This is a genomic window from Rossellomorea oryzaecorticis (assembly GCF_038405515.1).
In the GTDB taxonomy this organism is placed as follows: domain Bacteria; phylum Bacillota; class Bacilli; order Bacillales; family Bacillaceae_B; genus Rossellomorea; species Rossellomorea oryzaecorticis_A.
This window is the reverse complement of record NZ_JBBYAF010000049.1, coordinates 1-18,564: the sequence shown is the minus strand read 5'-3', so window position 1 is coordinate 18,564 and position 18,564 is coordinate 1. Positions and strand designations below refer to the sequence as shown.

The following is an 18,564-nucleotide window of genomic DNA, read 5'->3' as shown; positions in this document are numbered from 1 at the left end:
GTGCTTTGGCTTTTGAATTGTTTTTGGGGGAGGGGAGTGAAGGTGTATGTTTGTGGTTCCTGGCACAAAAACTGGAATTTGTGCCAGGAACAAACCGTTCCATTTGTACCAGGCACATAACAACCGCATTGTGCCTGGCACCGAAAAATCAAACCAGCCTGAATCTGGCCTAAAAGACACCAAATGGTGCCGGCCTCATCTCAGCGAAATGAAGGCGGACACCATTCAAAACCTTATTTAATCCCCGACATCGTAAATCCTTCCACAATATATTTCTGGAAAAACGAGAAGATGATGATGATCGGCACAACCATGAATGCAGCGCCTGCCATCTGTAATCCAAAGTTATTGGCATACTGTCCTTGCAGAAGGGAAAGTCCCACAGAAAGTGTGTATAGACTCTCATCATTCGCGATGATCAGCGGCCATAAGAAACTGTTCCAGGCACCGATGAATGTCAGGATCCCCTGTACCGCGAAAATCGGTTTCGCAATCGGCACGATCAGCCGGAAGAAGATATAGAATTCCCCGGCACCGTCAAGACGTGCAGCCTCGATCAGATCTGTCGGAATCGTCGTCATGAATTGTCTGAACAGGAAGATACTGAATGCAGCTGCAAGTCCAGGCAGCACGATCCCTGTCATCGTATTCGTGAGGCCCATTTCATTTAAAATCAAGTAAACAGGAATCATTGTTACTTGTGCAGGGATCATCATTGTCGCCAGCACGATGTAAAAAATCTTTTCTCTTCCTTTAAATTGATACTTTGCAAATCCGTAGCCGGCCATGGCGTTGAAGAACAGGCCGACAAAGGAGAATAGGACAATGATCAAGGTGTTTCGTAAGTAGACGCCGAAGTTCATGCTTTCAAACAGATTGACATAGTTTTCGAGCGTCGGATTCTCAGGAATCAAGGTCGGCGGAATTTGAAGGACTTCACTTTCAGGTTTGAATGAACTTGAGATCATCCAGATGAAAGGAACGGATACAATGATACCGCCGAGAATCAGCAAGATGATGACAGAGAGCCGTTCCAATTTAAATGTTTTCATAGTTTCAACTCCGATACTGGTATATTTTATAACTTAGTATTCTGTATCAGATTTTCTAATCTTAAATTGAACCAATGTAATGATGATGATGAACACGAACAGGATGAATGAACCTGCTGCCGCGTAGCCGAATTCACTGAATTGGAAACCTTTTTGGTAAATGAATAATGCCATTGAAATCGTTCCATCCAGCGGGCCTCCGTTTGTCATGACGAATGGCTCTTCGAAGAATTGCAGCCAGCCGATCAGTGTCGTGACGGTAACGAAGAAAGTCGCGTAGCGCAATAATGGAATCGTAACATTGAACAATACCTGCCAGCGGTTGGCCCCGTCCATTTCTGCCGCTTCATAATATGATTTCGGGATGCCCTGAAGTGCAGCGAGAAAGATGATCATATTGATCCCGATTCCCTTCCATACAGCTAAAACAATCAACGATAGTTTGGCGATCGTTGGCTCTCCTAACCAAGGAATCTTTTCGACATCCAGTAATGATAGTAAGTAGTTGAATAGTCCATATTCCGTGTTATAGAGGAATCCCCAGATGACAGCCACTGCGATGATGTTCGTGATCGACGGCATATAGTACACGCCGCGGAAAACAGTGAACAGCTTGCTTGTCCCATAATTGAGCAGAAGGGCGATCCCTAAGGAGAAAACAATGACGAGGGGGACCCCGATGATCACATAGAAAAGCGTATTGTAAATCGACTTATGGAACAAATCATCCGAAATCAATTTCGAATAGTTCTCTATACCGATGAAGCTCACATTCGACCAATCAGCGAGTCCCTTCAAATCCAGGTCCGTAAAGCTGATCAGGAATGCCACGATGATCGGAACGATACTGAAAACAGTCAAAATGATCACTGCAGGAGCAATAAACACGTATGGATGTTTATTTGTTTTGAAACCTTTTAATCCATTGCTCATGATATCCCACCTAACTAAAACACCGCGCAAGGGTTATTTTAAAAATGGAGTTCAGGCAATCCTTTAGAGGATGTGCCTGTAACTCCAAACTTACTTCCTTATAGCAGCGAATGCTTCACTAATTTTAAAAGATGTCCAGCTCCGGCGGCTTGGGACTCGAGGTCATAAGTCAAGTCAGCCAAAAAGGCAAAACCCGCCTTTCCGGCTGACTCGCCTTATGCTTGTCGTCCCAAGGCGAGCCGCCTCCGCTTTTCGTAATGTCCAGCTCCGGCGGCTTAGCCCCTCGAGGTCATAAGCTAAATGGTCAAGAAGGCAAAAGGCGCCTTCCCGGCCCATTTAGCTTATGCTTGTCGGGGCTGATCAAGCCGCCTCCGCTTTTCTAATTTACTCAACAATTTCGTTTGCTTTTTTATTAAATTGCTCTAGTTCTTTATCGATATCTGCACCGCCGACAGTGATTCTTTCAATGGAAGAAAGGAATTCCTGTGCGATCTTTTCGAATTCTTTGATTTGCGGTGATGCTTTCGTGTTTTCAAGCTGCTTACCGAAAACAGATAGTAAAGGATCTTCTTTCAGCTTAGGCTCTTCCCAAGCTTCCGTGCGTGAAGGAAGTGTGTTTGACATTTCCAGCCATTCCATTTGTGTTTCCACTTCGTTCATATAAGAGATGAATTTAAGAGATTCATCAACATTTTCAGAGTTGTGGAAAATCGACAGGTTCGATCCGCCCATGCTTGATGTGTTTGTTTCATTTTTCGGCATTTCCGCTACTGCCCATTTGTCTTTCAGGTCAGGAGCCTGGTCGTTGATGATGTTGATCATCCAAGGGCCGCTGAAGAACATCGGTTTCGATCCGCTCTTGAATGCTTGTACGATATCGATTCCTTCTGCAGTAGGACTTAAACCTTCCTGGAAGTAGCTTGCATAGTACTCGATCGCTCCCTTGAATTCAGGGCTGTCGAAGTTCATTTTGTCCTTGCCTTCGAACTCGTATCCATTTTGCCAAGCAAAGATGAATGGAGTGATTTGGTCATTACGGTCGATATCAAGGCCGTACATGTCGTCTCCGCGAGCGTTCAGCTTTTCAGCTGCATCCTTCATTTCATCCCATGTTGCAGGAGCCTTGTCGTATCCGGCTTCTTTCAATAAATCTGTACGGTAGTATAGAACGCGTGTATCGATGTACCAAGGAACACCGACGATTTTGTCGTCATACTTCATGGAAGTGACGGAACCTTCGAAGAAATTCTCAGGCTTGAATTCTGGATAATCTTCTAAGTGAGAAGTCAGATCCAATAGTGCACCGGCGTCAGCAAATTCTGGAACCCAGGTTGTCCCTAATTGAAGGACGTCCGGGCCGTTGCCTGAAGCGACTGCTGTCAGAAGCTTATCGTGGGCGTTGCCCCAAGGAATTGCTTGTACTTTAACCGAGATGTCTTTGTTCTCTTCTTCAAATTTAGATGCCATTTCTTTTAGCTTTTTACCTTCTTCACCCATTGCCCAGACGGTGATTTCTTTTTTGCCGTCTTTTGAGTCACCGCCGCCTCCGCATGCTGCCAAAACAGTGGATAATGCCATCATAGCGACTAATAGAAGTGTCCATGATTTCTTTCTCATTCTCCCATCTCCATTCTATTCTTTATTGTTTTTTAACAAGTGGCTCTGTTAAACGCCGCTGTTGATTTCCGTGCAAGACTTCGCTTTCCGCGGGTGACCCGTGAGCCTCCTCGGTAAGGGGGGAACTGTCCAGCTGCAGGGCTTAGAAGCAAATGTCATAAGCCAAACCGACCAAGAAGGCAAAGACCGCCTTCATGGCCGGTTCGTCTTATGCCACACGCTTCTGGGCAAAGCCCCTCCGCTTTTCCGTTAGGAGTCTTCGTCTTGCACTCCAATCAACAGCTGGAACTGCCCGAAATCAACATTAATCTTTAACACAGCCTTATAAAAAATGAAGCATTGCCTGAATGATTCCTTCTGTTATTCGTTAAGAAATGAAAGTTGGAAATCATTCAAACGTTATTGAAACGTTTCGATAGCTATATTATAATCAAACATGAATCCGCTTTCAACCACTTTTTGAAAAATAGTTGATTGTTAAAATTTGTGACGTGAAAAGATGAGTGTGGAAACTAATTAATCCTTTATGTATAGATGATTTTGGCAATTGTGCAGTTTGGTTGTCTATGTTGACTATCGGTGGGAATACCCTTATAATTCGACTCAACTGTTAATTGAAACGTTTCACTAAAAGTAAGGATCACAGCATCAAATCCTAATCCTTGGAGGTTCCAATATGAAAGAACAAAAGCTTACTTCATTAGTAAATGAAATGACATTGGATGAAAAGATCGCACAGCTGACTCAGCTCGCCACCCCATTTTTCAAGGGGGCAAGTGATGGGGGACAGATCACGGGTCCGATGGCCGATATGGGCATCACCGACGAGATGATCGAGAACGCGGGATCGGTCCTCGGTGCGTCCGGAGCGAAAGAAGTGAAAAACATCCAGCGAAAGCATCTGGAAGATAACCGTTTAGGCATTCCATTATTAGTTATGTCTGATATCGTGCATGGTTATAAAACAATTTTTCCAGTCCCGCTTGGAATCGGCTGTTCTTGGGACCTTGAACTGGCAGAGAAAAGTGCAGAAATCGCTGCAAAGGAAGCATCGGCATCCGGTGTACATGTCACGTTTGCCCCGATGGTCGATCTTGTCCGCGACCCTCGCTGGGGAAGAGTGATGGAATCGACGGGGGAAGATCCTTATTTAAATAGTGAGTATGCCAGGGCTTTTGTGCGGGGCTTCCAAGGAAATGACCTGACAACTGAAAAAGACCGCGTCGCTGCATGCGTGAAGCACTTCGCAGCTTACGGGGCAGCGGAAGGAGGCCGTGACTATAACACGGTCGACATGTCTGAACGGGAGCTTCGTGAAAATTACCTGCCTGCTTATCAGGCGGCACTTGATGAAGGCTGCGAAATGGTGATGACCGCGTTTAACACCGTCTTCGGCATTCCTGCAACTGGGAACAAGAAGCTGATGCGTTCGATCCTCCGCGAAGAAATGGGGTTTGACGGCATTCTGATCTCTGACTGGGGAGCAGTTAAGGAAATGATTCCTCACGGCGTGGCAGAGGATGAAAAGGAAGCTGCTTTGAAAGCCCTTACGGCTGGAGTGGATATCGAAATGATGACGTCGACTTATGTGAAATACCTAAAGGCGTTGGTTGAAGAGGGACAGCTTGATGAATCACTGATTGACGAGGCTGTCCAACGGATCCTGACTCTGAAAGAAAAGCTTGGTTTATTTGAAAATCCATATCGCGGAGCGGATGAGGAGCTCGAAAATGAAATCGTCATGAGTGCTGCTCACCGCGAAGCTTCAAGAGAACTTGCTGCGAAGTCAGCTGTATTATTGAAAAATGAAGGCGTTCTACCTCTTAAAAAGGATCAGAAAGTCGCACTGATCGGTCCTTTCGCAGAAAACGGAGATATCCTTGGACCGTGGTCATGGCTTGGTTCGAAGGAAGACGCCGTAACGGTGAAGGAAGGGTTTTTACAAAAAATCGACCCTTCACAGCTGGCCGTTGCAAAAGGCAGTGATATTGAAACAATCACCGAAGAACAAATAAAAGAAGCGTTAGAAGCGGCAAACGACGCAGATGTGATCGTCCTTGCACTGGGCGAGGATTCGGATATGAGCGGTGAAGCAGGCTGCCGCGCGGATATCAAGCTGCTGGGAGCGCAACTCGAACTGATACAGCGCATGAAAGAACTCGGCAAGCCGATGGTGTCCGTCTTATTCAACGGACGCCCGCTGGATCTTCACGGCGTGTGGGACCAAACGGATGCCGTACTGGAGGCATGGTATCCGGGAACGGAAGGCGGAGCAGCCATAGCTGACTTATTATTTGGGGACCGCAATCCGTCCGGCCGTCTAACAATGTCCTTTCCTTACAGCGCTGGCCAGATTCCGGTATATTATAATCACTTCAATACAGGGCGTCCCAAGGGTGCGCCTGATGCACAGGAACGCTACGTATCGCAGTATCTGGATATTCCGAACAGTCCATTATTCCCGTTCGGTTTCGGCCTGAGTTATACCGAATTCACGTATGGCGGCATGAAGCTCTCCCGGGAAAAAATGACCTGTGAGGACTCGTTGGAGATTTCAGTTACAGTGACGAACAGCGGCAGCGTTTCAGGAGAAGAAGTGGTTCAGCTTTATGTCAGGGACGTGAGCGGAGAGGTGGTCCGTCCGTTGAAAGAACTGAAGGACTTTGAAAAGATCAAACTGGAACCGGGTGAATCGAAGGAAGTATCCTTCATAATCAGGGAGGAGCAGCTGCGCTATCACCATTCCGATTTAACGTTTACGAGCGATCCCGGGACATTTATCGCGTATATCGGTGGAAACAGCAGAGATGCTATGGAGAAATCATTCACACTATTAAAATAGAGAATCGAGGGGAAAGTAATGAATTCAACTATTGCATTGACATCAGGAGATCTGACATTTAATTTTTTACCTGGCGGCGACTTGTTTGCCGTTACACATAAAGACATCATGGTAAACCAACTGATGACCAATCCGATCGATGGTTCAATGAATAATTTATTTTTGAGAGTCCATGGGGCAGACGAAATCAAGTTCGTTCCGATGGTTGGTATAAAGTCAGAAAGCTCAGTGGAATGGGCGGAATCCCAGGTGAAGTGGAACGGGTCCTTCGAAGGCGTTTCATATGAAGTTATTTTCACTCTTACGGATAAGGGAGTTTGGTTCTGGGATGTCGCGGTTGACGGGAAGGACATTGAAGTCGACGTGATTTATGGACAGGACATTGGTCTTGCAGATAAGGGCGCGGTCCGATCTAATGAGGCCTACATGTCTCAATATATCGATCATCGCGTATTCGAAAGTGCAGAGAAAGGCTATGTCGTCTGCTCCCGTCAAAATCAGCCGCAGTCAAGCGGATTCCCTTATTTACAGCAGGGATCTATTGGAAAAGCGGCAGGATATTCCACTGATGGCTTACAATTTTTCGGGTTGTCATATAAAGAAAGTGATGAGCCGGAAATTTTAACACAGGAGTCATTGGCGAATGAAGTGTATCAGTATGAATTGGCTTATACGGCCCTTCAAACCCCGAAAGTTCAGTTGAACGGAAAGAACCGGTTTACTTTTTACGGTCTGTTTAAAGGAGACCATGCAGAAGCGATCGGAGTTTTAGAATATGAAGAAGAAATCAAGGCAGCCCGGGAAGAAGTTCAAGCAATCGTTTCCGAATTTAGAGGTTCCGTTGAGAATGTTCGATTAAGACCTGAGATCGGCAAGCCTCTTCGTACGCTTTCGATGACAGAAGAGGAAGTGGAGGGACTGTTTGAGGGCCGTCATAATGAAGAGCGTGAAGGTGATGCGCTGCTGTCTTTCTTCACGGATACACATGAACATGTCGTGTTAAAAGAGAAAGAATTGATGGTGGAAAGACCTCACGGGCATATTCTGATGTCCGGAGAAAACCACCGTCTGAAGGAAAACACGATCACGACAACCTCGTTCATGTACGGGTTATTCAACTCACAGCTGGTGGTCGGAAATACTTCTTTTAATAAAATGCTGACGAATCAGCGCAGCCATTTGAATGTCATGAAGACGTCTGGTCAGCGCATTTATGTAGAGGTGGACGGCCAGTACCGTCTGCTGACGATGCCTTCGATGTTTGAGATTGGCTTCAACTACGCACGCTGGTACTACAAGACAGAGGACGATATGATCGTCGTGACGAATTTTACTGTGGTCGATTCACCTGAAGTGCAGCTGAATGTTAAATCACAGAACGGCAAGGCGTATCGTTATCTGGTGACGAATCAGGTCACGATGAATAACAACGAGTATGAGGTTGCCTTCGATGTGAAGCAGGAAGATGACGTCCTTACCGTGACGGCAGATCGTGAGTCTGACAGCAGTTCAACCTTTCCGAATCTTTGTTATCGAATGAAGGTAAAAGGTGCGGAGATCGAGGTTGGCCGTGAAGAAAAACTTGCGGCAAATGTGGAAGAAGGTGCTGCTTCCCTCCTCGTGCTTGATGTAAGTGATTCTGCGGAATGGAATCTGACCGTACAAGGACTTCTGAACGGGGAAGAACTTGGGTTTGTCGAGCGTGACATGACTGAAGAGATCGGGAAATACCGTGAATACTATAGAGGGATCATGAACGGATTCAAGCTTTCACAAGGTGAAGGGGTGCCTGCGGAACTTGAGAAAGTGAATGCGCTTGCCTGGTGGTACACACATAATATGCTTGTCCATTACTCAGTGCCGCACGGTTTGGAGCAATACGGCGGAGCAGCGTGGGGGACGCGTGATGTGTGCCAGGGACCGACCGAATACTTCATGGCGACACAGAACTATGAGTCTGTAAAAGAGATCATCAGAACCGTCTATTCCCACCAATACGAGGATAACGGCAACTGGCCGCAATGGTTCATGTTCGATCAATACTTCAAGATCCAGCAGGACGACAGTCACGGGGATATCATCGTCTGGCCGCTTAAGGTCGTAAGTGATTATATTGCCGCGACGGGTGATTATGGTATTTTGCAGGAAGAGATTCCTTATACAGAGCGTGACGGTTTCGGATTCACGAAAGAGAAAGAGACGCTTCTCCATCATATCCGTAAGGAACTTTCCTATATCAAGGAAAACTTCCTGCATGACACATTCCTTTCTTCCTACGGCGACGGGGACTGGGATGATACGCTTCAGCCTGCGAATGCCAACCTGAAGAAATACATGGCGAGCAGCTGGACGGTTGCCTTGACGTATCAAGTGGTCGTGAAGCTGTCCTCTGTGCTCGAAGGGGTTTTAGAAGAAGAAGCGCACGAATTCCGCGCCCTCGCAGAAGGCATCCAGCAGGATTTCAACAAGTATATCCTGCAAGATGATGTCATTCCTGGGTTCGTGTATATGGAAGAAGCGGGGAAACCTGAGTTCATGGTTCACCCGACGGATACGAAAACAGGCATCCATTACCGCCTGCTTCCGATGAACCGAAGCATCATTTCAGAGCTGTTCACACCGGAACAGGCAGCTTCCCACTATGAATTAGTGAAGGAGCACCTATACTGTCCGGATGGTGTCCGGTTGATGAACCGTCCAGCCAAGTATGAAGGCGGAGTCAGCACGCACTTCAAACGGGCGGAACAGGCCTCCAACTTCGGCCGCGAAATCGGGCTGCAATACGTGCATGCCCACATCCGCTACGTAGAGGCGATGGCTAAGCTCGGTTACACGGATGAAGTGTGGAGAGGATTGGAAATCATAAATCCTGTTGGATTGAAAGATGTCGTGCCAAATGCGGAAAGACGACAAAGCAATGCGTATTTCAGCTCGTCAGACGGTAAATTCAATACCCGCTACGAAGCACAGGAACGTTTCGGTGGACTGCGTGACGGTTCCGTGCCGGTCAAAGGCGGCTGGAGAATCTATTCAAGCGGACCGGGTATCTACATGAACCAGCTGATTTCCAATGCCCTCGGTGTTCGTCAGGAAGGTGAGGACCTCGTGATCGACCCGGTTCTCCCTGAAAACCTCGATGGGCTGACATTCGAATTCAAATACCACCATCATCCGGTTACATTTGTCTACCATCTGGGAAGCAGTGATGGCAAACGTGTTGTCGTCAACGGGCAGCAAGCCGCCGGCGAAATAGTCTCCAACCGCTACAGAAGCGGGGGACTCCGAGTGAAAAAAGAAGAACTCGAGCAGCTCTTGAAAGAAGACAGCAATAGAATAGACATCTACATCTAATAGCATAACCGAAATTTTTTGAAAGCCTGCCCTGATGTACCTGGGCAGGTTTTCTGCTGCCCCTGGAATTTGATTTAACAAGCTTTTTCGATAAAATATGTGATAACAGTATTCCATGAAAGAAGGTGAGCGTTTGAATTCAATACCGGATCATTTGCAGGAAGGCTTGGATATACTATTCATTGGTTTTAACCCCAGCATCATGTCGGGAAAGACAGGTCATCACTATGCGAACCCGACAAACCGGTTCTGGAAGATTCTCCATCAATCTGGATTGACGCCCCGTTTATACCAGACAGAGGAGGATGGGGATCTGATCAAACTCGGGTACGGGATGACGAATATCGTTGAACGGCCGACGAAGGATGCCTCAGAGATCACGAAAGATGAATATGAGGAGGGCCGGATTCAGCTTAAAGAAAAGCTGGAAAGATATAACCCGCGGGTGGCCTGTTTTGTCGGCAAAGGCGTCTATCAGCAGTTTGCCAAAAAGAAAAAGGTCCCCTGGGGATGGCAGGAAGAATCGGTAGTCGAAGGAGTCCGTGACTTCGTAGCTCCGTCATCCAGCGGCCTTGTACGGATGAAGGTAGAAGAAATCGCGGATATTTATCGAAAGTTATTGAGGGAGGAAAAACCTGTTTGAGGTTGATCCCCGTAATAAGGATAGATGATGGTAATTGGTTAATCCCCTGCTTATGCGGGGGTTTTTTATATGCAGATCAGCGGATAAAAAATGACGATTAGCAGAATGTAAGAAAGGGACTGATTTAACCTGCATATATTGAAAGCCATTTTTTCTCAACTGTTTATTCAGCATTTATGGACGGACATTTCAATTTCTTTACAATCGTCTATCAATCGAGGTTTAAGACATTCTTCACGAGGGAAGAGGACGGAAAAGTTGAACATTTTCAGCTGGATACTTCAGATATACAGGGTGTGAAAGAGATGATCGACATGCTAAAGAAAATACCAGCCGCAGCAAAACGCTACGCAAGAATGACAAAGCGGGAGAAGTGGAATGAACTGTATTCCAACCTTTGGATGACACCGATGATTTATTCGTTGCTCTCCATCTTACTGGTCTTCATCACCATTTGGGTGGATCTGAAAATGAATATTTATCAGGGGATGCCTTCTTTCCTCAGGGTCGATTACGGACTGACGAAAACGATTTTAAGTACGCTGACCGCCGGGATCTTATCGCTGACCACCTTTACTTTTTACGGCGTTCTCGGTGCCTTATCTACCTTCTCAAGCCAGTTCTCACCAAGGATTCTGAAAAATTTCATGATGAATAAAGTGACTCAGAGAACACTTGGGATATTTAGCGGGAGCTTTCTTTATGTGCTATTTTGTTTATTTTTCATCAATGAAGACACAGCTCAGGCATACAGTTTAATTCCGACAACTGCCGTCGTGACCGCGCTCTTGACGATCAGTACGTTCGCCGTTTTTATCAATCATATCGTCACATGGCTGCAAGTGACCAATCTGACCGAGCAGATCAAGCTTGAATCCGTGGATATCATCGAAAGCTCGCTCGTCTATGAACTGAAGCCGCATAAAGCAAAGAATCCCGGTGCCGTCAAAATGCAGGTGCCGGGCGGCGGAGGCACCACGTTGAGGGCAGAACAGTCTGGTTACCTGCAGAAGATTGACTTTGCTGAGCTGATCCGGAAAGCAACCAAAGACAACCTGATCATCCAATTGGAGAACCGCATAGGGAGCTTCGTCTTCCGGTCTACTCCTCTGTTGACATACTGGAATCCTTCAACTGACTTTGAAATAGATGAAGGCAGCTATTTGGAGATGTTTCAGGTCGGTAAAAATCAAACCGAGCTCCAGGACATTGAATTCAGCATCAATAAATTTGTGGAAATCGCGATCAGGGCACTCGGGAATGATGATCCGAAGACGGCGACCAATATTATCTATCAAATTGGCGACCTGCTCATTCAACTCTCGGAAATGGAAGTATTCTCCCCGTACCTCACAGACGATGATGGGAATCTGCGCGTCATCATTAATAATTTGACGTATGCAGACTATCTCTACCGCGGCTTTGCATCGATCAGGCACTATGCGAAAAAAGATGCCGTTATAACAGGGGAATTGCTTTACGTCCTGAATGCCATTGCTCATGCAATCGATGAAAAAGACCATCAGCACGTCTGGGATTTCACCCAATACACTGCCATCGGCTTCGACCATGACCTTCTCTATGACTTGGACATCAATCGATTCAACGACGTCCTGAAGGAGATTGCCGAAACCACTGGAAATACAGACCGTTTTGATGAACTGATGAAGAAAATCAAAAAATAGAGCCAAACGGTCCCGCTTTATCATGATAAAGGCCCGTCCCGCGTCGCTTCACCGTGCTGAAGGCCCGTCCCTCAGGCGTTGCAGCGTGACGCGGGACGGGCGTTTTGTTTTCTGTTATACTAGACGAATAGTTTAAATATTTTGATTTTTTGTCGTTCAGCGGGGTGTACATACGAGAAGCTTGGACTGCATAAGAAACCCTATCTGTTTTGGCATGCTTTGACTGAGGGGAAGTGCATTAAAAGATAAAGGGGTGCAAGTCTGTGGAGAAGTTTGCTTGTTTTCGTGTCCCGCAGTCCATTTTTTACGGTCGAAAGGCTTTTGTGAATGTCGGCAGGGAAGCGGCTGAGCGGGGCGGAAAGGTCCTGATCGTAAGTGATAAGATCATGGACGAACTGGGGTATGTCAGTGAGTGCCGTCAGTATTTACAAGAACAAGGTGTGAAGAGTGCCGTTTATCTCGGTGTAGATTCCGAACCGACAGATCGATATGTTTCTGAGTCACTCGAGGTGCTTGAAAAAGAAGGCTGCGACCTGGTCGTGTCACTCGGAGGAGGGAGCTGCATCGATACGGCCAAAGCAATCGCCGTGTTAGCATCAAATGGCGGTTTTATCGGTGAATATATGGGGAGCAGGCGAATAGCTGATAAAGCGCCTCTTCCTCATATCGCCATTCCGACAACTGCCGGAACGGGTTCTGAAGCGACTGATGTGACGGTCATCACAAATACGGAGAATGACGTGAAGATGATGATCAAGCAGCCTGCCTTCATGCCGGATGTCGCCATCGTCGATCCGCTTCTGACCATTTCCTCCCCGAAAAGTGTGACGGCTGCGACTGGAGTGGATGCATTAAGCCACGCAGTGGAAGCGTATTTGTCTAGAAAATCCCACCCGATGACAGATACAGTGGCTCTTTCAGCCATTCAATTAATCGCAGACAATCTGATGGCCGCTTTCCGGGATGGTGAAAATCTCGATGCGCGTGAAGCGATGAGCCTTGCTGCCATGCAGGCGGGAATGGCATTTTCAAATGCGTCGGTCTGCCTGGTGCATGGGATGTCGAGACCGATCGGAGCAATATTTCATGTTCCGCACGGTTACTCGAATGCGATGCTTTTACCGGCTGTCCTCGAATTCAGCAAAGAGCACTGCATCGAACGCCTGGCTGATGTAGGGCGTATTTTTGAGAAAGAAAACAGTCATCTGTCGAATGAAGAATGCGCTGAAATCGCAGTGAACTCGGTCAAAAAACTTTGTATGCAGCTGAATATCCCGAACCTGAAGGGATGGGGAGTCGATGAAGAAGCGTTCCGTAAAGCAGTGGGCAAGATGACGGAGGATGCCTTCATCAGCGGCAGCCCGGCCAATAACCCGCGTGTGCCGGAAAGGGAGGAACTGGAGGCTCTTTATCGTACCTGCTTTGATTATCAGTTTGCTTCAGAGGAAAAGGTAGAAAAGTAGTTTCTCAGACAAAAAAAGATTTGAATCAATAACCTATTGAAAACCACTCTTGAAAGGGGAATTCATTCATGGCGACTGCAACGACTAACACATTGAAAAACTTTATTAACGGCAAGTGGGTGGACGCTAAAACCGACCATTACCAATCTGTACCGAATCCTGCTACAGGGGAAGAACTGGCACAGGTCCCGATTTCATCAAAGCAGGACGTGGATGACGCGGTCAGGACCGCAAAAGAAGCATTCCAATCCTGGAGCAGGACCCCTGTTCCTAAACGTGCACGAATCCTATTTAAATATCAGCAGCTTCTTGTCGAAAACTGGGACGAGCTTGCAAAGCTGATCACGGAAGAAAACGGGAAAAGTTTTAAAGAAGCATATGGAGAGGTACAGCGCGGAATTGAATGTGTCGAGTTTGCTGCCGGTGCACCGACCCTGATGATGGGGAAACAGCTTCCGGATATCGCGACGAATATTGAATCAGGTATGTACCGTTATCCGGTGGGCGTAGTCGGGGGGATTACCCCATTCAATTTTCCGATGATGGTGCCGTGCTGGATGTTCCCGCTGGCGATAGCTTGCGGTAACACTTTCGTCCTGAAGCCTTCAGAGCGGACACCCCTCCTTGCCAACCGTCTGGCGGAGCTTTTCCAGGAAGCGGGGCTTCCGGATGGCGTGTTGAATGTCGTCCATGGTGCGCATGATGTGGTAAATGGACTTCTTGAGCATAAGGATGTTCCAGCGATTTCCTTTGTGGGCTCTCAGCCGGTGGCGGAGTATATTTATAAAACCGCTGCCGGGAACGGCAAGCGGGTACAGGCACTGGCAGGAGCGAAGAATCATTCCATCGTGATGCCGAATGCAGAACTTGACTCTGCCGTGAAAGAAATCATCGCAGCGGCGTATGGTTCAGCAGGTGAACGGTGCATGGCCTGCTCCGTTGTGGTCGCTGTCGGGGACGTTGCGGATACCCTGATCAAGAAACTCAATGAACAGGCGGATGCCATTAAAATCGGAAACGGCATGGATGAAGATGTGTTCCTCGGCCCTGTCATCCGCGATGATCATAAAAAGAAAACGGAAAGCTACATCGAGAGCGGAGTGGAAGAAGGAGCGAGGCTGGTCCGTGACGGCCGAAATGATGAAGCATACAAGGAAAATGGCTATTTCATCGGCCCGACCATCTTTGACAACGTCACGTCTTCCATGAAAATCTGGAAGGATGAAATATTTGCACCGGTGCTGTCGGTCGTGCGGGTGGAAACCCTTGAAGAGGCCATCAAACTGACCAATGAATCGGATTTCGGAAATGGAGCCTGCCTGTTCACGAAAGATGGCAGCGACGTCCGTTACTTCCGTGAATTCATCGAGGTCGGTATGCTCGGCGTCAACATCGGCGTACCTGCACCGATGGCATTCTTCCCATTCTCCGGCTGGAAAAACTCCTTCTACGGAGACCTTCACGCCAACGGATCAGACGGAGTCGAATTCTATACAAGACGTAAGATGCTTACAGCACGCTGGTAATATGGAAGGCCCGTCCCTCGTCGTTTAACGCGATGCGGGACGGGCTTTCAAATTGGACTTCTCATCAACACTGATCTGTGGTAAGATATTGATAACTTACAAGAAATGGAGGTTTTCCCTTTGATCTTAATCAGACTTCGATTCCGCGCTATGAACAGATAATTGAATATGTTCGAAGGCTCTGCCTGTGTGCAGGGTAAATGGAATTGGTCTGCCTATTTTTAAGGGGAACTTCATTTGACGGTGAAGAAGAGGGGACGAAACTCTTCTTTTTTTATGTCTTAAAAATAGAACTGAATAGTGGACTTGGAGTGGATACCCCAGAGTTTTACACCTGGTGTAAAAGGGTATTCCATAGTCATGCCGGCCCCATGCAAGAAAGGAACGCGGACCTCTGTTTTCTTATGAAAACAGTTCTTCACGTGACCGGCTGACGGATCCATTTACAACAAAACACAGGCAGCGGCCTGTGTTTTTTCAATATTACTAGAATAGGAAGTGAATATATATGATGGAAGAACGTTTAAGAGCCATCGCCCTGGGTGTCAACACAAAGGAACAGGGAGAAGATTTTGAATACAGCATGCTTGAATTAAAGGGACTGGCGGAAGCACGACACATCGATGTCATGGCAGAAATGACGCAGAACCTGCCGAAGAGGAATCATGTGCACTATATCGGAAAAGGGAAAATCGATGAGCTCCTGCCTTTGATCGAGGAAACGGAAGCGGATGTCCTCATCGCAAACGATGAACTTTCACCTTCCCAAATCAGGGTGCTTGAAGAAAAACTCGATATCCGGGTGATGGACCGGACCATGCTCATTCTCGATATTTTCGCAGAAAGAGCCAAAACGCGGGAAGCACAGCTGCAGGTAGAAGTGGCACAGCTTCAATACATGCTGCCGAGACTTGTCGGAAGACGGGAATCACTAGGCCGTCAAGGCGGGGGATCGGGTCTTGCGAACAGGGGTGCCGGTGAAACGAAGCTTGAACTCGATCGCCGCCGCATCGAAGACAACATCTCGGCACTCAACAAAGAACTTGAAGCGCTGGTCGAGCTGCGTAAAACGCAGCGAAAGCAGCGGAAAAAGAGCGGTCTTCCGATCGTATCGCTCGTCGGATACACCAACGCCGGCAAATCAACGACCATGAATGCACTGATTGAAACATTCAATCCTGGCGACAACAAGCAGGTATTTGAAAAAGATATGCTGTTCGCTACATTGGACACATCCGTCAGGAATATTACACTCCCTGATAACAAGGTATTCCTCTTGACCGACACAGTCGGTTTCGTCAATAAGCTGCCTCACCACCTCGTCAAGGCATTCCGTTCGACGCTTGAGGAAGTGGCAGAGGCGGATCTCATCATTCACGTCGTCGATTATTCTGATCCCCATCATGAAACATTGATGAAGGTCACGAACGAAACACTCGATGATATCGGCGTAGGAGACATCCCCGTGATTTATGCCTTCAATAAAGCGGAGCTAGTCGATGAAGCCATGGTCGCGAAGGTCGTGAACGACAGAATCTATCTTTCGGCAAAACAAAGAAAAGGCATCGATGAACTGGTCGAAGTCATCAAAAGCTATATTTTCAAAGACTATAAAAAATGTGAAATGCTCATCCCGTTCAGCCAGGGTCAGCTGATTTCTTATTTCAATGAGCATGCCAACGTGATTCATACGGAATATGAAGAGAATGGGACGAAGCTGACAGTGGAATGCAGGAGTGCGGATTATGAGAAGTATCAGGAGTATGTGGTTCAGTAATACTTTCAAAAAAGAAAAGGACTTTTTCGTGAAGTCCTTTTCCTTATGACAAATCGATCGAATTCTGATGCGCAGCTCCAAGCTTATTTTTTATGATATAGAAGTGATAGAAATATTCTCCAACTGCCACCATCATAGCAGATATGAATGCTGCAGATGCTGCTAGTCCGCCATTCAGCCCTTCATACCAGATTACAACCGAAAAGACGAGCACAAGCGTCAGGATGAGATCAGCGGCAGTGGTGAAGAGATTGTTTGTTTTATGTAAGACAGCCATATCCCCTATACCATAAGAAATCGCTCCGAATAGTACAGTGATGGTGGCGATGCTCTCTGCAGAGATACGAAAACCCAAGCCCAATACAAGTGACAATACTGCCAGCGTCATGATGCCTTTGACGGCGAATGCCTTTACATGGTTCATAAGAATCTCCTCCTTGGAGGGTCAGTATTCATTCATCTTTGTGTGTGTTTTTCCCGTCAGACTGAAAAGTAAACAAGTATAAAGAGTATAAAGGCAGTCAACTGAATTAAATGTAAAAACCAAACAATGCGGAGGTGATTCAATGAATTCACTACAAGGAAAAACAGCCATCGTAACGGGGACAAGCCGGTCAAACGGAATCGGGACGGCCATCTGTCTTGCGCTTGCAGAGGCGGGAGCAGACATATTCTTCACACACTGGACCCCATTCGATGAAACGGCTGGGAACGGGGTGGAGAAGGACTGGCCAGGAATTTTAGAGGAAAAGTTGATCAAGATGGGGGTCCGTGCCGCCCATATGGAAGCAGATCTTGAAAATGACCAGACACCTAGTAGGATTCTTCGTGCCGTCAAGGAATCTCTCGCCACACCGGACATCCTGATTAACAATGCAACATACTGTGCTCCTTCCAATTTCCGTACACTAGATACAAATATACTGGATAAGCACTATAACGTGAACAACCGCGGCACTCTCATGCTTTCATTGGAATTCGCCAAAGCATTCGAGAAAGCGAATCCAGCAGGAGGGGAAGGAAGGATCATCAATATGGTGTCAGGTGGACCTGATCCCGACAACCTTGCATATATTGCTACCAAAGGAATGTTGAAAGCCATCACGCCGCCGCTTGCCACTGGAGTAGCACCGCTCGGAATCACCGTTAATTCCGTCGATCCCGGTCCGACCGATTCAGGATGGATAGATGAAGAACTTGAGAAAGCATTTCTTCCGATGTTTCCAATGGGCCGCCTCGGCCTGCCGGAGGATGCAGCAAAACTGATCAGGTTCCTTGCAAGCGGGGAGTCTCAATGGATCACCGGACAGATCATAGAATCCAATGGAGGATTTTTAGGTAAATAGATTGATAGAAAAAGCCTGCTGGGATTTCAGCAGGCTTTTATCATGGCTTCCTCGAGGAAATGTCGAATATAGCCCGGGAAATATAAGGGAAATGAGTGAATAATGTCGGATTCCAGTACGAATGAGGCTGGAAGAAAAGTTATTTTAGTCTAAGTAAAACCCGAACTGATTTGTCTTCTAGGGGGCAAATAAGTTCAGGTTTTTAACTTGATCAAATGTACGCTTGAATTTCAACTCTTTCCAGCGGTTGATTGGAGTGCAAGACGAAGACTCCTGCGGGAAGAGTAGCTTATGTGAGACCCCGCAGGCTTGCCGAGGAGGCTCACGGG

12 protein-coding genes are annotated in these 18,564 nt (G+C 47.1%); 8 read left to right on the top strand and 4 right to left on the bottom strand.

Annotated features, from left to right (window positions below):
* Positions 1 to 233: 233 nt before the first annotated feature.
* From AAEO50_RS18680 to AAEO50_RS18670, 3 genes are all read right to left on the bottom strand, one after another.
* Positions 234 to 1,052 carry a carbohydrate ABC transporter permease gene (locus tag AAEO50_RS18680; RefSeq protein ID WP_341985851.1) on the bottom strand — a complete coding sequence of 273 codons (819 nt, stop codon included), beginning with the start codon at positions 1,050 to 1,052 and terminating at the stop codon, positions 234 to 236.
* 33 nt (positions 1,053 to 1,085) lie between these two features.
* Entirely contained in the window at positions 1,086 to 1,985 is a 900-nt protein-coding gene (locus AAEO50_RS18675) for a sugar ABC transporter permease (protein ID WP_341985850.1), read from the bottom strand.
* Positions 1,986 to 2,369: 384 nt separating this feature from the next.
* Positions 2,370 to 3,602 carry a sugar ABC transporter substrate-binding protein gene (locus AAEO50_RS18670; RefSeq protein WP_341985849.1) on the bottom strand — a complete coding sequence of 411 codons (1,233 nt, stop codon included), beginning with the start codon at positions 3,600 to 3,602 and terminating at the stop codon, positions 2,370 to 2,372.
* A gap of 676 nt (positions 3,603 to 4,278) precedes the next feature.
* Here AAEO50_RS18670 and AAEO50_RS18665 point away from each other — a divergent pair.
* The 7 genes from AAEO50_RS18665 (at position 4,279) to hflX (ending at position 16,889) form a co-directional block, all read left to right on the top strand.
* Entirely contained in the window at positions 4,279 to 6,444 is a 2,166-nt protein-coding gene (locus AAEO50_RS18665) for a glycoside hydrolase family 3 N-terminal domain-containing protein (RefSeq protein ID WP_341985847.1), read from the top strand.
* A gap of 18 nt (positions 6,445 to 6,462) precedes the next feature.
* On the top strand, positions 6,463 to 9,795 hold the full coding sequence (locus tag AAEO50_RS18660; RefSeq protein ID WP_341985845.1) for a GH36-type glycosyl hydrolase domain-containing protein: 3,333 nt from the start codon (positions 6,463 to 6,465) through the stop codon (positions 9,793 to 9,795).
* Positions 9,796 to 9,928: 133 nt separating this feature from the next.
* The gene (locus tag AAEO50_RS18655) at positions 9,929 to 10,438 is read left to right on the top strand and encodes a mismatch-specific DNA-glycosylase (RefSeq protein WP_341985863.1); all 510 of its coding nucleotides are present in this window, start codon (positions 9,929 to 9,931) and stop codon (positions 10,436 to 10,438) included.
* Positions 10,439 to 10,614: 176 nt separating this feature from the next.
* Positions 10,615 to 12,123: a DUF2254 domain-containing protein gene (locus AAEO50_RS18650; protein ID WP_341985843.1), complete on the top strand. Its 1,509-nt coding sequence runs from the start codon at positions 10,615 to 10,617 to the stop codon at positions 12,121 to 12,123.
* 263 nt (positions 12,124 to 12,386) lie between these two features.
* Positions 12,387 to 13,586, top strand: coding sequence for an iron-containing alcohol dehydrogenase (locus AAEO50_RS18645; RefSeq protein ID WP_341985841.1), 1,200 nt, complete (start codon positions 12,387 to 12,389; stop codon positions 13,584 to 13,586).
* 68 nt (positions 13,587 to 13,654) lie between these two features.
* Complete coding sequence (locus tag AAEO50_RS18640) at positions 13,655 to 15,112, top strand: CoA-acylating methylmalonate-semialdehyde dehydrogenase (protein WP_341985839.1); 1,458 nt, start codon at positions 13,655 to 13,657, stop codon at positions 15,110 to 15,112.
* 511 nt (positions 15,113 to 15,623) lie between these two features.
* Positions 15,624 to 16,889, top strand: a complete 1,266-nt coding sequence (gene hflX, locus AAEO50_RS18635) for a GTPase HflX (protein ID WP_341985862.1) — start codon at positions 15,624 to 15,626, stop codon at positions 16,887 to 16,889.
* Positions 16,890 to 16,932: 43 nt separating this feature from the next.
* On the opposite strand, the gene AAEO50_RS18630 is transcribed toward hflX, so the two are convergent.
* Positions 16,933 to 17,313, bottom strand: a complete 381-nt coding sequence (locus AAEO50_RS18630; RefSeq protein WP_341985838.1) for a DUF2512 family protein — start codon at positions 17,311 to 17,313, stop codon at positions 16,933 to 16,935.
* Positions 17,314 to 17,455: 142 nt separating this feature from the next.
* Here AAEO50_RS18630 and AAEO50_RS18625 point away from each other — a divergent pair, with 142 nt between their 5' ends.
* Positions 17,456 to 18,235: an SDR family oxidoreductase gene (locus AAEO50_RS18625; RefSeq protein WP_341985837.1), complete on the top strand. Its 780-nt coding sequence runs from the start codon at positions 17,456 to 17,458 to the stop codon at positions 18,233 to 18,235.
* Positions 18,236 to 18,564: the final 329 nt, after the last annotated feature.